Raw genomic sequence first — 15,812 nt, 5'->3', positions numbered from 1 at the left:
TGGAGGAACGCGGGGCGGATGTTGCGGCAGTCAGGGAGGAGGAGACCGCCGCAAGAACTTAAGGCGCGTTAGTTCACGGCCTTGGCATCAACCACATCTTTTTCTATGGCCTTGCCCGAGGAAATCTGAATCCGGCGCGGTTTCAACGCTTCGGGCACTTCGCGCTTGAGGTCAATGTTCAGCATGCCGTTCTCATGGCTGGCACCTGTCACGCGGACATGGTCGGCCAGGGCAAAGCGGCGCTCAAACGCACGGGTGGCGATCCCGCGGTGCAGATAGCTGCGGTCCTTGTCCTCGGCGGCTTTCTTGCCTGCCACGATAAGTGCGTTTTCCTTCACTTCGACGGACAGGTCTTCTTCGGAAAAACCGGCGACAGCGACGGAAATCCGATAAGTGTCGGCGTCGGTTTTTTCGATGTTGTATGGGGGATAGCTGGGCTGTGCCACGTCGTTGGTCAGAACGCGGTCCATCATGTCGGCGATCTGGTCGAAACCAATGGTGGCGCGGTGCAGCGGTGCAAAATCAAAACTACGCATGTGTCGTTATCCTCATCCTTGAGCGATTTACGATTGTAGCCCTCCGATCTGGACGGGCGTTGGGTTATACCGGACCCCGTTGTGGCGATCCGATACAAATCACATGGGTAACGATTTGCGTAAGTTCAACCCCCGCCCGAGCTGATGAATTTCGCGCCTGACTCGGACTTGCCCGAACCCACCTGCAATCTGCGGATCTTAGCTTCGGGCCGGGGTGCATCGCGCCGCATGATCGCCTTGAGTTCGGAGACGACCGGAGATAGCTCCATCCCAAAGCCGATCTTGCGCCCCCCACTCTCGCCAATGGCAGAGACAACCGACAAAATCTGCCAGCGCGACCCGTTTTTGGTGAGAACAGCCGACCCTGATGAGCCAAAGGTGACATCGCAATCAAAGGTGATCAGCCCGTCTCGCCTATCCAGGATTCGACAGGATTTTTCGCGTGTTATGGCCTCGGACCGGCCTCGACCGTAAGAGGCGATACTGAGTTCGGAGCCGATGACGGGCCCCTGATACAGGACAAAAGGGTCGGCAATCGAATAGGGGATCGGTTCATCCAGCCGCATCAGCGCCACGTCTTCGCGTACACCCTGAGACGACAGAGGATCGTTGGCCCCATAGCTTGGAAGCGTGGCAATCTGAACCACCTTGCGCTCGGCCAGGGCGACGCCATTGCTCAGCCCGGCGCGGAACGTCACCTCGCCCGGCTCATAGGCCTGTCCGGTGCGTTTGTCCAAGGCACAATGGGCGGCTGTCAGGACCATATCCTGCGCAATCAGCGTTCCCGTACAGAAAGACCGTTTGCCCACATCCAGGCGGCCGATCGCCTCCCACCCATAGAGGTCATCGCGATCGGTCAGCGTGCGTTTGTTGCTTTGGGCCTGCGCCGCCGTGGTCACTAAAGAGGCGCACAAGATGAGAAGTGCCAAGGCGCGTTTCATGGCCGGATAAACCTTGCCCCGACATTCTTGCCAGACCCGGTGCTGCCCGAAGACAGGCCAAACCCATTTCCATTGGACAGTTCCGCCTGCAACAACTGCAGCGATCCATCCAGCGCGGTGCCCAGCGATACGTTTTCCCCGTTAAGCTCGGCTTTGGCCGACACCACAGATACGATTCGCGGACGCTCACCACTCAGAGAGAAAATCGGCGCGCCAGAGGCCCCGAAATCAACGTCGCAGGACATTACCAAAACGCCCCGATGCCCGGCCATAACCGAGCAAACCTGCTGCAACGACGGGGCCTCGGCCCGGTCATGCGCGTAGGACACGACACCCACCTGCTCGCCTTGGTCGGGGCGCGCGCCGGTCTCAAAAGGAATAACGGTGGTGTTGCGAACCGGCTGCCAGAGTTCGATCAACGCCAGATCATAGCGGACACGGTCGCTGGTGGCCCTGCCATTATAGACATATTTCGGATGAATCACCGCCTGCCGCGCCGGACGATAGGCCGAAGCGCTCCCACGTCGCCATCCCGCCAGAAACTCGATCCGCGACGGGTCGATTCGCTTCTTGGTGTGTTTTTCGAACAGGCAATGCGCGGCTGTCAGTACCAGCGTGGGCGAGATCAGCGCGCCGGTGCAAAACCCGGTGCCATCAATATCCAACCGCCCTACGGCCATCCATTGCCGCCCGGAATCAGACGTCTCAAGGCTTTTCAGCCCGGTATCCTGCGCCGAGGCGGCCATTGGCAGCACACTCAGCACGATGGCCTTGATCCAGTTGCGCACGCGGTTCTCCGGCTATCCGTTCCGGTCAACTGTTCTACGGGTCGCGTGGGGCGAAAATAGGGCAGGTCGGCTTGGCGGAAATTTCCTGTTCAACTGATGCCAAGGCGCATCATCGCTGCCTAGCGCAAAATAGGCACCTCGGAGGTCGCTCCACCCGCCTGCAAACCACGCGGCTCGGGACCTCCGGTGGCCCAATCCAGAAGCTCGACCGTATGGACGATCGGCAGCTCGGTTCCCGATCCGATCTGCATCATGCAGCCGATATTTCCGGCAGCGATCAGGTCGGGCTTCTTCGCCTCAAGCGTTCGCACCTTGCGCTGCTTCAGCTGGCCCGAGATCTCGGGTTGCATCAGATTATACGTGCCCGCACTGCCGCAACACAGATGGCTGTCAGCAGGTTCAACAACCTTGAAGCCAGCGCGTTTCAGCAGGTCTTTCGGGTAGGTCTTTATCTGCTGCCCATGCTGCAGGGAACACGCCGCGTGATAGGCCACGGTCAGCCCTGGATCTGATTGCTCGGGCAGGTCCAATTGCATCAGGACCTCACTGACATCCATCGCAAGGGCCGACACCCGTGCCGCGTCCTCTGCCAGAGGGTCATTTCGGAACATGTGCCCATAGTCCTTGACCGTCGTTCCACAGCCCGAGGTGTTGATGACGATGGCGTCCAGCCCGTCCCCATCCATCTCACGCACCCAAGCACGAATATTGGCCGCCGCCGCCGCGTGGCTCTGCTTGCTTTTGCCCATGTGGTGGGTCAGTGCACCACAACATCCGGCCCCTTCGGCCACCACCACCTCGCACCCCAACCGGGTCAGCAGACGGATCGTGGCATCGTTGATATCGGTGTTCAGAGCCTTTTGCGCACAGCCCGTCATCAAGGCCACGCGTTTCTTGCGGGCGCTCGACGGCGCAAAGCTCTGGGGGTCGTCATTGCGACTGACTGGAGGGATATGTTTCGGCGCCATATCCAGCATCGCCCGCAGCCGAGCATCCGGCATCAAAAACCGGAACGGACGCCCCAGCTTGGCCCCGATCAAGGCCCAGCGAAATCGCATCGGATAGGGCAAAATCTGTGCCAGAACCCAGCGCAACACACGATCCGACAATGGGCGCTTGTAGTTGTTTTCGATATACTCGCGGGCGTGATCGACCAGATGCATGTAGTGCACGCCCGACGGACAGGTCGTCATGCAGGCCAGACAGGACAGGCACCGGTCGATATGCTTGACCGTCTTCTCGTCCGGTACACGCTCATTCTCAAGCATATCCTTGATCAGGTAGATACGGCCGCGCGGGCTGTCCAACTCATCCCCCAGCACCTGATAGGTGGGGCATGTGGCGGTGCAAAACCCGCAATGAACACAGCTGCGCAAGATCTCGTTCGCGCGTTGAATGCCTGGGTCCTGCAACTGTTCTTCGGTGAAAGTCGTCTGCATCGGCCTACCCCATCAATCCCGGATTAAACAGGGCATGCGGATCGAACCGCTGCCGCAAACCATGGCTCAGGGCCGCAACCGGTGCGGGCTCCGGTTGGAACCGGCCCAGCGCCTCAACGGTCTCGGGTTTCGCCCGCACGATCGAGGCATGGCCCTGAAAACCGCCAAGCCGCGCACGGACATCGGTGCCCTCATCCACCAACGTCCAGATCAAACCGCCGCCCCAATCGAGCAGGAGTTTATTGGCCTCAAGCCGCGCAGTGATTTCCGGCGCATCGCTGGGCTTGACCGAGATACGCCAGACATCGCCCTCTTTCCCCGCAAACGGAGTCACGTCCCGGATCGCGCGCCATGTGGCATCTGAGTCCTCAACAACGGCGACCTCGCCGAACCCGGACAGCACGTCCTGCAAGCGTCCGACACGATACGCAACCGAGTCCGCAAACCCCTCAATCCGCAGCAAGGCCTGACCCGTTTCAGGGGCAAAGGCAGCCCCGCTCACCTCATAAGGCGACCTCAACGCGGCAGACAGAACTTCAACCGCACCCGTGGCATGGGCAACCGGCACACCCAGGGTCACGACCGCTTCGGGTTTCGGCAACACTTTCAACGACACTTCGGTCAGCACCCCCAGCGTCCCCCAGGAGCCTGCCATCAGCTTGACCAGGTCATAGCCGGTGACATTCTTCATCACCCGCCCGCCATTCTTTACGACCTGCCCTTGCCCGTCGACATAGCGCACGCCCAGCAGAAAATCCCGACACGCCCCGGCCTGCACCCGCCGCGGCCCCGAGATATTGGCGGCAACAACCCCGCCAATTGTCGGCTCACCCGAGGTGCCCAACAGCGCGCGATAGTCCGCAGGCTCGAACGCCAGTTGCTGACCTTCGGCCTCCAGCGCGGCGTCAATCTCAGCGACCTGGGTTCCCGCCTGCGCAACCAAAGTCAGCGCGCCGGGTTCATAGAGCGATATCCCACGTAACCCATCCACATTCAAAACCACCCCCGGTCCATCCACCCCGCGCGTCCCGCCACCTGCGATACGCACCGGCCCCTGCAACCCGGCCACGATCTCGGCCAGTTTCGTTTCTGTCTCAGGTCTCATGACACTTCTTCTGTTCTAAAATACCTCGGGGGGATGGGGGCAGGGCCCCCTATTCCGTAGCCATCCGACGCGCCTGTGACACGTCCAACGGGAACACCTTGGCCGGGTTCAGCAGCCACTGCGGGTCGAACACATCCTTCACCGCCATCTGCGCCTCAAGATCGGCCGCGCTATATTGATGCGACATCAGATCCCGCTTTTCGATGCCCACCCCGTGCTCTCCGGTCAGGCAGCCGCCCACATCGACGCAAAGCTTCAGGATATCGGCACCAAACGCCTCGCATTTTTCCAGATCACCGGGTTTGTTGGCATCGAACAGGATCAGAGGGTGCATATTGCCGTCGCCCGCGTGGAAAACGTTGCCGACGGGCAGGCCATAGTCCTCGCTCAACTCTCCGATGCGGCGCAGAACCTGTGGCAGCGCCGAGACCGGGATTGTGCCGTCCAAGCACATGTAGTCGTTCATCTGCCCCATCGCACCAAAGGCCGATTTCCGACCCAGCCAGATCTTGGCGCTTTCTTCAGCCGACTGGCTTTCACGCAGTTCCACCGGATTGTGGCGCTTGGCGATCTCGACGATCTTCGACAGCTGATGGTCGATCTCGGCATCCGAGCCTTCAACTTCGACAATCAGCAAGGCGTGGCAATCGGGATAGCCGGCATGGGCGAAGTTCTCACAAGCCTTGATGCAGAGCGTGTCCATGAATTCGATCGCGACCGGCAAGATACCCGACTTGATGATGTCCGAGACGCATTGACCGGCTACCTCATTGTCATCGAACCCCATCAGAACAGGCCGCGCGCCTTCGGGCCTGCGCAGGATGCGCAGCGTCGCCTCGGTCACGACGCCAAGCTGCCCTTCCGAGCCGCAGATAACCCCCAACAGGTCTAGCCCGCCGGAGTCCAGATGCGCGCCGCCGATCTCGACCACGCTGCCATCCATCATCACCATGGTCACGCCCAACAGGTTGTTGGTGGTCACACCGTATTTCAGGCAATGCGCCCCGCCCGAATTCATCGCGATGTTCCCCGCAATTGCACAGGCAAGCTGGGATGATGGATCGGGCGCGTAGAAGAAATCCTCCTCTTCGACCGCGCCGGTCACGCTCAGATTGGTGCGGCCGGTCTGAACGCGGATGAAGCGGTTGTCATAGTCCGTCTCCAACACGTCATTCATGCGCGCCACGCCAAGGATCACACAATCCGCCGTCGGCAGCGCCCCTCCAGCCAACGAAGTCCCTGAACCGCGCGGGACCACCGGCACGCCTTCGTCATGGCAAATACGCAGCACGTCCGAGACCTCCTGCGTGGTCGATGGCAGCACCGCCAGCATGGGCGGGCAACGATACGCGGTCAGCGCATCACACTCATAGGCCCGAGTCTCTGACGGGTCGTGAATCACCGCATCCTCAGTCAAAACCTGCAGCAATCGCGCCAGAACGGCCTGCTTTCGCGCAAGCACTTCAGGATTTGGCTGGGGCATTTCCATGGCTGATCCTCCAATTTGGTAAAATAATATTACCAATTTCTCCGTCTGGCAAGTTTTATGATCTGACCCTACTGTCGCGCCATGACCTGGATTGATCGCGCGCTTATGTTTTCGACGCTGGACTATGCCGCCGTTCTGCTTTTGCTGGCGGCCTGGCAAGGGATCGGCTGGAAGATCGAACACCCCTCGCCGGGCAAACTGTCTGTCGCGATGATGATGGATGATTTCCGCCGCGGTTGGATGCACGAGATGGTCACCCGCCAGCCCCGCATGTTTGACGCACAGGTCGTTGCAGCCATGCGGCAGGGCAGCACCTTCTTCGCCTCAACCACGATGATCGCCATTGGCGGCGGGCTTGCGTTGTTGGGCAATACCGAGCAACTGGCAGGCGTCGCCAGCGATCTGGCCATCGGCAGCGCCCCTGCATTGGTGTGGGAGATCAAGATCCTCGTTGTGATCCTGTTTCTGGCAAACGCGTTTCTGAAATACGTTTGGGCGCACCGCTTGTTCGGCTACTGCGCCGTCCTGATGGCCGCCGTGCCGAATGATCCCGATGACCCGGAAGCCTACCCGCGCGCCGCGCAAGCCGCCGAGATCTGTGTGACCGCCGCCCGCAGCTTCAACCGCGCGCTCAGGGCCACCTACTTCGCGCTTGCCTCGCTCGCGTGGTTCTTAGGCCCCATCGCGTTGATCATTGGCACCGTGATCACCTTTGGTGTTCTCTACCGGCGTGAGTTCGCCTCGCATTCGCGAACGGTGCTTCTGACCTTACCCCCTGACACCAAGACGTGATCCCTATTTCGTAATCAATTCCTTAAGATCTGCCCATGCGCTACCTGATTCTGAACGCTTTCCTTGCCACGCCCGTTCTTGCCGATCCGCCGACCATCGAGAGCGTCTCGGCCAGCCGCAGCGGAGATACGTGGCGTTTTGATGTGACGATCCGGCATCCGGATACCGGATGGGATGACTACGCCGATGGTTGGCGTGTGCTGGACATGAAGGGGGCCGAACTTGGCATGCGCGTGTTGCATCACCCGCATGTGGACGAACAGCCCTTCACCCGCTCGCTGAGCGGCGTCTCGATTCCCAAAGGTATCACGCAGGTGCAGATTCAAGCCCGCGACAATGTCGGTGGTTGGAGCGAAGACACCACGATCATCGACTTGAACTGAGGATCAAAACACCCCAAGGCTCAGCCCCGCCGCCATAGCCGCGCCGATCTCGCGGCACTGATCCAGTTGGTCTTCGGGGATTGTCTTCTCAGCCAGTATCGCCTCAGGCGATTGAGCATGAGTGCAAATGATCAAAGGCGGCTGCACCTCTTTCAACCGCCAGCCGGTGGCGATGCGGGCGGTTTGACGGGCGGCGTTCTCTCCGTCAGACCCGGCACACACCATCTGAGCGTAGGGGCGACCTTCGATCCGGCCCAGAACGGGATAATAGCTGCGATCGAAGAACTCTTTCATCAGGCCCGAAATCGCGGCGAGGTTTTCGGGGGCGCAGAAAATGTAGCCGTCAGCGACCAGCAGATCGTCGGGCCCGGCCTGATCTGCGGTTTTCAGGACGATATCTGCCTCATCCCTACCGGCCTCGGCCGCTGCTTCGGCCATTTGCCGAGCACCGCCGGTGCGCGAATGATAGACAATCAGAAGCTGCGCCATGTCAGACCCGTTTCAGACCCGGTGATAGGGGCCGCCCGACAAGATGGTTGCGGCCCGGTAGAGTTGCTCGGCCAACATCACACGGACCAGCATATGGGGCCAGACCATGGACCCGAATGAGATGGAAAAATCCGCCTCGGCGCGCAATGATGGGTCAATTCCATCTGCTCCACCGATGATCAGCGCCAGATCCTGCCGCCCGGCGTCGCGCCAGCCGCCCAGCTTTTTGGCAAAATCCGGTGAGGACATAAGCCGTCCCCGCTCATCCAGTGTACAGATCACAGCGCCTTTGGGCAGCGCCTTTCGCAGTAATCCGGCCTCTGCGCCCATCCCTGCGTTTTTCTTGTCTTCAACCTCGATCACCCGCGCAGGACCAAGGCCCAGGCCACGGCCGGTGCGGTCAAAACGGATCAGGTAATCGTCAAGCAGGGTTTTCTCGGGTCCGGCGCGCAATCGCCCGACCGCAACTATGCTGATACGCATATCTCTCTCGCCTCCGGCCCTTCAATAATGGCCGGGATTGCGCCTCAGTTGGCTGAGGCGCTGCCGCCCGCAGGCTGCCACATCTTTTCCAGCTGGTAGAATTCACGCACTTCGGGGCGGAAGATATGGACGATTACATCGCCCGTATCAATCAACACCCAGTCGCCGGCATCCTTGCCTTCAACCTTCGAAGTGAAACCGAATTCCTGCTTGATGCGATCTGTCAGCTTTTCCGCCATGGCTGCGACCTGACGGGTCGACCGACCCGAGGCAATCACCATGTGGTCCGCAACAGAAGACTTACCTTGCAGGTTGATCTGCACGACGTCTTCGGCCTTGTCGTCGGAAAGTGAGGAAAGGATACGCTCAAGCAGCTTGTCGCTGATTGACTGAGAGTGGGCCATTACACTGGCCCCGTCATCGGCGGGCAAACCCGCCTGGGTATGTAGAGACAGGACATAGTCCTCCTTTGCTGCGCGCCGTAAAACCCGGCGCAGGGTAAATTCAAGGTAGCAAGCGACCCATGACATTTCAATGAAGCACGCCTGATGCCTCGCATGAATGTGCCCTGATGGCATCTGGGGGCCTTACAAGACCTTGATAGACTCGGCCAGTGTCTATATCTGACCGGAATATGAGACTCAATGTAGCCCAACTTCAGAATCTGGAAGACCGCGCGCGGTTGCGCGAACGGTTCTATGGGGCTGCCCGCACGGTTCTGGCCCGCCTATCGGCGGCCTAAGCCACCTCGCCAGCTATTTCTCATTACATACGGGAGAGGACCGATGTCCCCCAAAACACTCTATGACAAGATCTGGGATGCCCATGTCGCGCATGAAGCCGATGATGGCACCTGCCTGCTTTATATCGACCGCCACCTGGTTCACGAAGTAACCAGCCCGCAGGCGTTCGAAGGCCTGCGCATGGCAGGCCGCAAGGTGCGCGCGCCTGAAAAGACGATTGCCGTGCCGGACCACAACGTTCCGACCACACCGGACCGCGTGAACGGGATCGAAAACCCCGAATCGCGCATTCAGGTCGAGGCTCTGGACAAGAACGCCAAGGACTTTGGCATTCACTACTACCCGGTGCATGACGTCCGTCAGGGCATCGTCCACATCGTAGGCCCAGAACAAGGCTGGACCCTGCCCGGCATGACCGTTGTCTGCGGCGACAGCCACACCGCCACCCACGGCGCGTTTGGCGCTCTGGCTCACGGCATCGGGACGTCTGAGGTTGAGCACGTTCTGGCCACCCAGACCCTGATCCAGAAGAAGTCCAAGAACATGAAGGTCGAGATCACCGGCAAATTGCAGCCGGGCGTGACCGCCAAGGACATCACTCTGGCCGTGATCGGTGAGACCGGCACTGCTGGCGGCACCGGGTATGTCATCGAATATTGCGGCGAAGCGATCCGCGATCTGTCGATGGAAGGCCGTATGACCGTCTGCAACATGGCGATCGAAGGTGGCGCGCGCGCAGGCTTGATCGCGCCGGACGAAACCACCTTTGAATATGTCAAAGGCCGCCCGCATGCCCCGAAAGGCGCTCAGTGGGAAGCGGCGCTGGACTGGTGGAAAACGCTCTACACCGACGAAGACGCTTATTTTGACAAGGTCATCACGCTACGTGGTGAAGATATTGCGCCGGTCGTCACATGGGGCACTAGCCCTGAAGACGTTCTGCCGATCACAGCAACCGTCCCGCACCCTGAGGACTTTGAAGGCGGCAAAGTCGACGCGGCCCGCCGTTCGATCGAATATATGGGTCTGGAAGCCGGTCAGAAGCTGAGCGATGTCGAAGTCGACACCGTCTTTATCGGGTCCTGCACTAACGGTCGTATCGAAGATCTGCGCGCCGCCGCGGAAATTCTAAAGGGCAAGAAGATCAAGGACGGCATGCGCGCCATGGTCGTGCCTGGTTCGGGCCTCGTGCGCCTGCAGGCCGAAGAAGAAGGTCTGGCGGATATCTTCAAAGAGGCCGGTTTCGAATGGCGTCTGGCGGGATGCTCGATGTGTCTGGCGATGAACCCCGACCAGCTGCAACCGGGCGAGCGCTGTGCCGCGACTTCGAACCGCAATTTCGAAGGTCGTCAGGGGCGTGGTGGGCGGACTCACCTGCTGAGCCCGGCAATGGCTGCCGCCGCGGCAATCACAGGACGGCTGACAGACGTCCGTGAATTGATGTAAGGTCCCCTCATATCTAGATATTTGAGGGATTGAACAAATGAGTGACTGGATCAAATGGCTCCTGCTGGGGCTCCTATCCATAGCGTTCGGTATCTTTGTGCTGGGCGCACCTGTCGTGGCATCTGTCGCCGTGACGGTGGTAACCGGCGTGTTGCTACTGATCTCGGGCGTGCTGCAGGTTGTTGGCGGCTTCACAGTTGAAGGCGTTGGCAACAAAATCCTGTCACTCATCATGGGTGCGGTCATGCTGTTTCTGGGCTGGTCCTTTCTGGATCACCCGCTGCAGGGTACGCTTACGCTGGCGACCGTAATGCTGATCCTGTTCATGGCAGGCGGCATCGCGCGGATCATTCTGTCGTTCCAGATGAAGGGAACGCAGTTTTTCTGGCCCACGATGATCTCAGGCATCTTGTCGATCGTCCTCGCAGGCATCATCTGGAGCTATGTCGGGCAGCAACCGCAGGCCCTGCTGAGCATTCTTGGGATCTTCCTGGGCATCGAGATGCTGTTTAACGGGTTCGGATTGGTCTTCATGGCGTTCTTCGTCAAGAACGCACCCAAAGACGAAACAACTGAAGCGAAAGAAGCTTAAACGCGAGGCACGGGCGCGGCCCTACCCCGCAGGAGTGTAAACATGGAAAAGTTTGACAAAGTCCACGGGGTGGCCGCCCCAATGCCGCTGATCAATATCGACACCGATATGATTATCCCCAAAGTTCACCTGAAGACTATCAAACGGTCCGGCCTTGGTGTCGTTCTGTTTGACGAGATGCGCTATCACGACGACGGGCAGGAAAACGAAGAGTTCGTTCTGAACAAACCTGCCTATCGCGAGGCCGAGATTCTGGTGGCTGGCGACAATTTCGGCTGCGGCTCCTCGCGCGAACACGCACCTTGGGCCATCAAGGATTTCGGCATCAAGGTCGTGATCTCGACCAGCTTCGCCGACATCTTCTTCAACAACTGCTTCAAGAACGGCATCCTGCCCATCGTAGTTGAAGAAGAGCACCACGCGGTTCTGATGGATGACGCGCATAAGGGTGAAAACGCCCGCATGACCGTGCATCTGGAAGATCAGAAGATTACCACTTCGGACGGTGTTGAGATCACCTTCGACATCGACCCGCACCGCAAGCACTGCCTGCTGAACGGTCTGGACGATATCGGCCTGACGATGGAAAAAGACCATCACATCGACAAGTTCGAGGATCACGCCGGTCAGGCCCGTCCCTGGGTGTGATTCTGGGGACGAATCTGTTGATACTCAACCTAACGGAGTCGCCAAGGCGGCTCCGTTCGCATTCTTGGGGTTGAAAATCAGAGAAACACAACATGTAGGTCTCAAATTGAGATACACGTCGGATTTGCGTCGAAATTGATGCAATCCCGCACCAGTTGCGCCATCATTTTGCCCGAAATCACGTGTTATCTGCACCCTGGCTTGAGCGAATTACCGCTTATCGTCCATGTTTGGTCGAAAGAGGTATCCGTCATAAAACGCAGGCGACGGGCACAAGTTGGAATGAAGCCGACACAGAATTGGCTGGTTCCGGTTTGAAAAAGGGTTCGGATAGTGATTGCACGCACGACAGGGGCGGCGATACGTGGGATTTTGGTCGCCGTTATGGTGTTGACCCCCGCGTTGTACCTGCCAGTTTCATCGACGAACGGGACCGAGGTCATTGTCTTCCTCGCGATCCTCGCGTTCATCCTGACCTTTGCCGAATATAACTCGGCCTTCCCCAGCTTTATCGAATTCCGTGATGCGCCGCCGGTGAACCGTTTGCGGTTCGTTGGCCTGATGTCGATGGTCACGTTCCTGACGCTGATCTGCAAAAACGCCTATGCGCCGACTGAAATGACCCGCTTTTCCTACGCGATGGGCTTGTCCGTCGCGAATGTAGTCGATTTTCCCTATTCGCCGGTTCGGTTGATCGTTTTGATGCTGCCCGCAGATGCTGCCCAGCCGCTGGTTGAGCTTGTGCGTGTCGCTGCCAGCATCGCCTACATGGCCGCATTGGTGACCATCGCAAGCTTCGCCTATGCTGTGAAACTGCGCGGCTGGCCGACTGGAAACGGGGCGTTCAATGTGTGGACAAACCTGCCTCTGTTCGACCCGACCAAGGGCGGTGACGTGGTAACACGCTTGCAGCGCGATGGGCGTCTGAACATCTGCATCGGCATCCTGTTGCCTTTCCTGATCCCGGCTGTGATGAAGCTGCTGACAAATATCTTGCTCCCGATCTCGCTGAGCAACCCTCAGACCCTGATCTGGACCATGTGCGCTTGGGCCTTCCTACCCGCAAGCATGATCATGCGCGGTATGGCGACCCTGCGGATTGCCGGGCTGATCGTTGAGAAACGCCGCGCCTATTCCACGACCGAATCTACTCAGACCGCATGATCCGTGCCCTGATCCTGCTGATGCTGCCTCTGGCCGCAGAGGCAGAGACTGTGCGCGTTGCTACCTACAACACCGAACTCAGCCGTAAAGGCCCCGGGTTGCTGCTGCGCGATATTCAGCGCGATGACGCGCAGGTTCAGGCCGTCGTTGACGTCTTGGTGGCCGTCCAGCCTGACATTCTGGCGTTGCAGGGAATCGACTGGGATATGGATGGCCTGGCACTGACCGCTTTGGCCGATGCGCTGCGCGCGGAGGAGCTGGACTATCCACATCGTTTTACAGCGCAGCCCAATACCGGGATAGACAGCGGGCTGGACCTGGACGGCGACGGACGCACCCAAGGGCCAGGCGACTCGCAGGGGTGGGGTTTGTTTACAGGTCATGGTGGGCTAGCCGTTCTGTCCCGATACGAGATCGCACAGGACGAGACGCAGGATTTTGCGTCCCTGCTGTGGTCAGAACTTCCGGGGGCTGAACTGCCGGTCGTGAATGGCGCGCCCTACCCCTCAGCACAAGCGCTGGCGGCGCAGAGGTTGTCCTCCACCGGGCATTGGGTGGTTCCCATCACCACGCCTTTTGGTCATCTGAATCTGATGACCTTTCACGCCACTCCGCCGGTCTTCGACGGGCCAGAGGACGGCAACGGCCTGCGCAATCGCGATGAGATCCGGTTCTGGTCCCTGCTGCTGGACGGTCACCTTGGTCCCGCGCCGGAAGGCCCTTTTGTCATCGCAGGCGACGCCAATCTGGACCCCCGCGAGAGCGATGGACGCACCGAGACCATCGCTGCGCTTCTCTCCGATACACGCCTTCAGGACCCCCAGCCCAAGACCGCAGGGGGCGACGCCGCAACGGTGAACTGGAAAGCTGTCGGAGAACTGAGGGTGGACTATGTCCTGCCCTCAGCCGACCTACAGGTCATCGATTCAGGCGTATTCTGGCCCAACCCTGAGGACCCGATGCGCGAGACCGCCCAGCGCGCCAGCCGTCACCGGCTGGTGTGGGTAGATGTCGCTTTGCCATAAAAGGCCTAAAGCGGGCCGTTATAGGTACCACGCGCAGGATAGTTGTTTCCGAGGGTGAATTTCAGACCGCCAACAATATCCGCCATCGCCGGACGTCCAAACGGCGTTGTCTGCTGCCACGCGTAATACAGCGTCCGGTCTGTTGCGATGTAAAAATGCCCCGGCTCGGCAAAGAAAGCGGGCTCGGCACTGCCTTCACGCGCGGTTGAGATGTTCAGACCCCAATCCTCACGCGCGGCGGCAAGCGGCAGGCTGTGCCCGACACGCAGGCGCGATACACCGGCCTTTTCAGCGGCCTCAGCCGCGCGGTCGGCGGTATCTGTGGTGATCATGATGACCTCGACGCCCAGCGCGGCAAAATCATCCAGCGCCGCTTCGACCTCGGTCATCTGCTTGATACAGATCGGGCAATGCAGGCCGCGATACTGGATCACCAGCGTTCCATTTTCGCCTTTGTCGGCCTCAAGATCGAACACCCCGTGCCCGACTGTTTCAATTTTCAGGCCTGGGACGGGATTTCCCGGTATTAACATGTGTTTTCCTCGCGATTCATCCGGATCGTCTCATTGACCCGGTGCGGCGCAGACGCTAGGCCCTTTGCGACAAAACGCAAGGAGACTGTCGATGTCCAACCCCTCGCTCCTCATCCTGCCCGGAGACGGAATTGGCCCGGAAGTTATGGCCGAAGTGCGCAGAATCATCTCTTGGTTCGACACCAATCGCGGCCTTCACTTTGACGTGAGCGAGGATCTGGTCGGCGGTGCGGCCTATGACGCCCATGGCAAACCCCTGTCGGATGAGACCATGGCCAAAGCCCAAGAGGTAGACGCGGTTCTGCTGGGTGCTGTTGGCGGCCCGAAATACGACGATCTGGACTTCAGCCTGAAGCCCGAACGCGGGTTGCTGCGCCTGCGCAAGGAAATGGACCTCTATTCCAACCTGCGTCCGGCCCAGTGCTTTGATGCGCTGGCGGATTTCTCGTCGCTGAAAACCGATGTTGTGGCCGGTCTGGACATCATGATCGTGCGCGAGCTGACCTCGGGCATCTATTTCGGCGAGCCGCGAGGCATCTTCGAAGAAGGCAATGAGCGCGTGGGCGTCAATACCCAGCGCTATACCGAATCTGAGATCGAACGCGCCGCGCGCTCGGCCTTTGAACTGGCGATGCGCCGGAACAAGAAGCTGTGCTCGATGGAAAAGGCCAACGTCATGGAATCGGGCATACTGTGGCGCGAAGTCGTGAACGAGGTCGCCAAGGATTACCCCGAGGTCGAAGTCACCCACATGTATGCCGACAATGGTGCGATGCAGCTGGTACGCGCGCCCAAACAATTTGACGTGATCGTGACCGACAACCTGTTCGGCGACATCCTGTCGGACTGCGCAGCAATGCTGACCGGCTCGTTGGGCATGCTGCCGTCGGCGTCTTTGGGTGCCCCGATGGAAAATGGTCGTCCCAAGGCGATGTACGAGCCGGTCCACGGCTCGGCACCGGATATCGCGGGCGAAGGCAAAGCCAACCCGATTGCCTGTATCCTCAGCTTTGCCATGGCGCTGCGCTACAGCTTTGATCAGGGGGCCGAGGCCGACCGTCTTGAAGCCGCGATCGAGAAAGTGCTGGCCGACGGTGTTCGCACCGCAGACCTGCTGGCCGATGAAGGTGTGACCCCGGTTTCGACCTCGGAAATGGGCGATGCAATCCTGGCCGCGCTGGACGCCAGCGTCTGATCCACATTCAGTTTACATTGA

Annotated in this window: 19 protein-coding genes; 9 read left to right on the top strand and 10 right to left on the bottom strand. The window is 59.6% G+C overall.

What is annotated here, in order from left to right; translation table 11 throughout:
• Window positions 1-68 precede the first annotated feature (68 nt).
• The 6 genes from ACR0AI_RS18350 to ACR0AI_RS18325 form a co-directional block, all read right to left on the bottom strand.
• Complete coding sequence (locus ACR0AI_RS18350) at window positions 69-536, bottom strand: Hsp20 family protein (RefSeq protein WP_170484927.1); 468 nt, start codon at window positions 534-536, stop codon at window positions 69-71.
• Between the two features lie 125 nt (window positions 537-661).
• A complete protein-coding gene (locus ACR0AI_RS18345; protein WP_480676164.1) occupies window positions 662-1,465 on the bottom strand; it encodes a trypsin-like serine peptidase in 804 nt (267 codons plus the stop codon).
• Window positions 1,466-1,473: 8 nt separating this feature from the next.
• A complete protein-coding gene (locus ACR0AI_RS18340; protein WP_480526893.1) occupies window positions 1,474-2,265 on the bottom strand; it encodes a trypsin-like serine peptidase in 792 nt (263 codons plus the stop codon).
• A gap of 119 nt (window positions 2,266-2,384) precedes the next feature.
• On the bottom strand, window positions 2,385-3,704 hold the full coding sequence (gene glcF, locus ACR0AI_RS18335) for a glycolate oxidase subunit GlcF (RefSeq protein ID WP_480676162.1): 1,320 nt from the start codon (window positions 3,702-3,704) through the stop codon (window positions 2,385-2,387).
• Window positions 3,705-3,708: 4 nt separating this feature from the next.
• Entirely contained in the window at window positions 3,709-4,809 is a 1,101-nt protein-coding gene (locus ACR0AI_RS18330) for an FAD-binding protein (protein WP_480676160.1), read from the bottom strand.
• Between the two features lie 49 nt (window positions 4,810-4,858).
• Window positions 4,859-6,298, bottom strand: coding sequence for an FAD-linked oxidase C-terminal domain-containing protein (locus ACR0AI_RS18325; protein ID WP_480676158.1), 1,440 nt, complete (start codon window positions 6,296-6,298; stop codon window positions 4,859-4,861).
• Window positions 6,299-6,379: 81 nt separating this feature from the next.
• On the opposite strand from ACR0AI_RS18325, the gene ACR0AI_RS18320 reads away from it, so the two are divergent.
• Together ACR0AI_RS18320 and ACR0AI_RS18315 are read left to right on the top strand one after the other, a co-directional pair.
• Complete coding sequence (locus tag ACR0AI_RS18320; RefSeq protein ID WP_170484917.1) at window positions 6,380-7,090, top strand: DUF599 domain-containing protein; 711 nt, start codon at window positions 6,380-6,382, stop codon at window positions 7,088-7,090.
• Between the two features lie 35 nt (window positions 7,091-7,125).
• Entirely contained in the window at window positions 7,126-7,473 is a 348-nt protein-coding gene (locus tag ACR0AI_RS18315; protein ID WP_480676156.1) for a hypothetical protein, read from the top strand.
• Window positions 7,474-7,476: 3 nt separating this feature from the next.
• On the opposite strand, the gene ACR0AI_RS18310 is transcribed toward ACR0AI_RS18315, so the two are convergent.
• Genes ACR0AI_RS18310 through rsfS form a run of 3 tightly spaced genes read right to left on the bottom strand, consistent with a single transcriptional unit; the run spans window position 7,477 to window position 8,849 of the window.
• Complete coding sequence (locus ACR0AI_RS18310; RefSeq protein WP_480676154.1) at window positions 7,477-7,962, bottom strand: flavodoxin family protein; 486 nt, start codon at window positions 7,960-7,962, stop codon at window positions 7,477-7,479.
• A gap of 12 nt (window positions 7,963-7,974) precedes the next feature.
• Window positions 7,975-8,445 carry a 23S rRNA (pseudouridine(1915)-N(3))-methyltransferase RlmH gene (gene rlmH, locus ACR0AI_RS18305; RefSeq protein ID WP_170555207.1) on the bottom strand — a complete coding sequence of 157 codons (471 nt, stop codon included), beginning with the start codon at window positions 8,443-8,445 and terminating at the stop codon, window positions 7,975-7,977.
• 44 nt (window positions 8,446-8,489) lie between these two features.
• On the bottom strand, window positions 8,490-8,849 hold the full coding sequence (gene rsfS, locus ACR0AI_RS18300; RefSeq protein ID WP_170379770.1) for a ribosome silencing factor: 360 nt from the start codon (window positions 8,847-8,849) through the stop codon (window positions 8,490-8,492).
• Between the two features lie 230 nt (window positions 8,850-9,079).
• Between rsfS and ACR0AI_RS18295 the strand changes: the two genes are divergently transcribed.
• From ACR0AI_RS18295 to ACR0AI_RS18270, 6 genes are all read left to right on the top strand, one after another.
• On the top strand, window positions 9,080-9,187 hold the full coding sequence (locus ACR0AI_RS18295) for an isopropylmalate isomerase (RefSeq protein ID WP_152611973.1): 108 nt from the start codon (window positions 9,080-9,082) through the stop codon (window positions 9,185-9,187).
• A gap of 43 nt (window positions 9,188-9,230) precedes the next feature.
• Window positions 9,231-10,634 (top strand): 3-isopropylmalate dehydratase large subunit, encoded by a 1,404-nt coding sequence (leuC, locus tag ACR0AI_RS18290; RefSeq protein ID WP_480676152.1) that lies wholly within the window; start codon window positions 9,231-9,233, stop codon window positions 10,632-10,634.
• A 37-nt stretch (window positions 10,635-10,671) separates the two neighbouring features.
• On the top strand, window positions 10,672-11,226 hold the full coding sequence (locus ACR0AI_RS18285) for an HdeD family acid-resistance protein (RefSeq protein WP_170379776.1): 555 nt from the start codon (window positions 10,672-10,674) through the stop codon (window positions 11,224-11,226).
• A gap of 42 nt (window positions 11,227-11,268) precedes the next feature.
• Entirely contained in the window at window positions 11,269-11,874 is a 606-nt protein-coding gene (leuD, locus tag ACR0AI_RS18280) for a 3-isopropylmalate dehydratase small subunit (protein ID WP_170472726.1), read from the top strand.
• A 333-nt stretch (window positions 11,875-12,207) separates the two neighbouring features.
• Window positions 12,208-13,038: a hypothetical protein gene (locus ACR0AI_RS18275; protein ID WP_170555195.1), complete on the top strand. Its 831-nt coding sequence runs from the start codon at window positions 12,208-12,210 to the stop codon at window positions 13,036-13,038.
• Window positions 13,035-14,063, top strand: coding sequence for an endonuclease/exonuclease/phosphatase family protein (locus ACR0AI_RS18270; protein WP_480676150.1), 1,029 nt, complete (start codon window positions 13,035-13,037; stop codon window positions 14,061-14,063). The genes ACR0AI_RS18275 and ACR0AI_RS18270 overlap by 4 nt, the downstream gene beginning before the upstream one ends.
• 5 nt (window positions 14,064-14,068) lie before the next feature.
• On the opposite strand, the gene ACR0AI_RS18265 is transcribed toward ACR0AI_RS18270, so the two are convergent.
• A complete protein-coding gene (locus ACR0AI_RS18265; protein WP_480676148.1) occupies window positions 14,069-14,596 on the bottom strand; it encodes a redoxin domain-containing protein in 528 nt (175 codons plus the stop codon).
• A gap of 91 nt (window positions 14,597-14,687) precedes the next feature.
• Between ACR0AI_RS18265 and leuB the strand changes: the two genes are divergently transcribed.
• Window positions 14,688-15,791, top strand: coding sequence for a 3-isopropylmalate dehydrogenase (leuB, locus tag ACR0AI_RS18260; protein WP_170379785.1), 1,104 nt, complete (start codon window positions 14,688-14,690; stop codon window positions 15,789-15,791).
• The last annotated feature ends 21 nt before the right edge of the window (window positions 15,792-15,812 follow it).

It is taken from the genome of Ruegeria sp. BG3 (assembly GCF_056538485.1).
The sequence above is the reverse complement of the archived record's forward strand: the minus strand, read 5'-3'. Positions and strand labels throughout refer to the sequence as shown.

Coding starts and splice junctions, on each gene's coding strand:
- glcF (WP_480676162.1), bottom strand. CDS start 3,704: ATGCAGACGACTTTCACCGAAGAACAGTTGCAGGACCCAGGCATTCAA.
- ACR0AI_RS18325 (WP_480676158.1), bottom strand. CDS start 6,298: ATGGAAATGCCCCAGCCAAATCCTGAAGTGCTTGCGCGAAAGCAGGCC.
- rsfS (WP_170379770.1), bottom strand. CDS start 8,849: ATGGCCCACTCTCAGTCAATCAGCGACAAGCTGCTTGAGCGTATCCTT.
- leuB (WP_170379785.1), top strand. CDS start 14,688: ATGTCCAACCCCTCGCTCCTCATCCTGCCCGGAGACGGAATTGGCCCG.
- ACR0AI_RS18350 (WP_170484927.1), bottom strand. CDS start 536: ATGCGTAGTTTTGATTTTGCACCGCTGCACCGCGCCACCATTGGTTTC.
- ACR0AI_RS18270 (WP_480676150.1), top strand. CDS start 13,035: ATGATCCGTGCCCTGATCCTGCTGATGCTGCCTCTGGCCGCAGAGGCA.
- leuD (WP_170472726.1), top strand. CDS start 11,269: ATGGAAAAGTTTGACAAAGTCCACGGGGTGGCCGCCCCAATGCCGCTG.
- ACR0AI_RS18310 (WP_480676154.1), bottom strand. CDS start 7,962: ATGGCGCAGCTTCTGATTGTCTATCATTCGCGCACCGGCGGTGCTCGG.
- ACR0AI_RS18265 (WP_480676148.1), bottom strand. CDS start 14,596: ATGTTAATACCGGGAAATCCCGTCCCAGGCCTGAAAATTGAAACAGTC.
- leuC (WP_480676152.1), top strand. CDS start 9,231: ATGTCCCCCAAAACACTCTATGACAAGATCTGGGATGCCCATGTCGCG.
- ACR0AI_RS18295 (WP_152611973.1), top strand. CDS start 9,080: ATGAGACTCAATGTAGCCCAACTTCAGAATCTGGAAGACCGCGCGCGG.
- ACR0AI_RS18315 (WP_480676156.1), top strand. CDS start 7,126: ATGCGCTACCTGATTCTGAACGCTTTCCTTGCCACGCCCGTTCTTGCC.
- ACR0AI_RS18320 (WP_170484917.1), top strand. CDS start 6,380: ATGACCTGGATTGATCGCGCGCTTATGTTTTCGACGCTGGACTATGCC.
- ACR0AI_RS18330 (WP_480676160.1), bottom strand. CDS start 4,809: ATGAGACCTGAGACAGAAACGAAACTGGCCGAGATCGTGGCCGGGTTG.
- ACR0AI_RS18285 (WP_170379776.1), top strand. CDS start 10,672: ATGAGTGACTGGATCAAATGGCTCCTGCTGGGGCTCCTATCCATAGCG.
- rlmH (WP_170555207.1), bottom strand. CDS start 8,445: ATGCGTATCAGCATAGTTGCGGTCGGGCGATTGCGCGCCGGACCCGAG.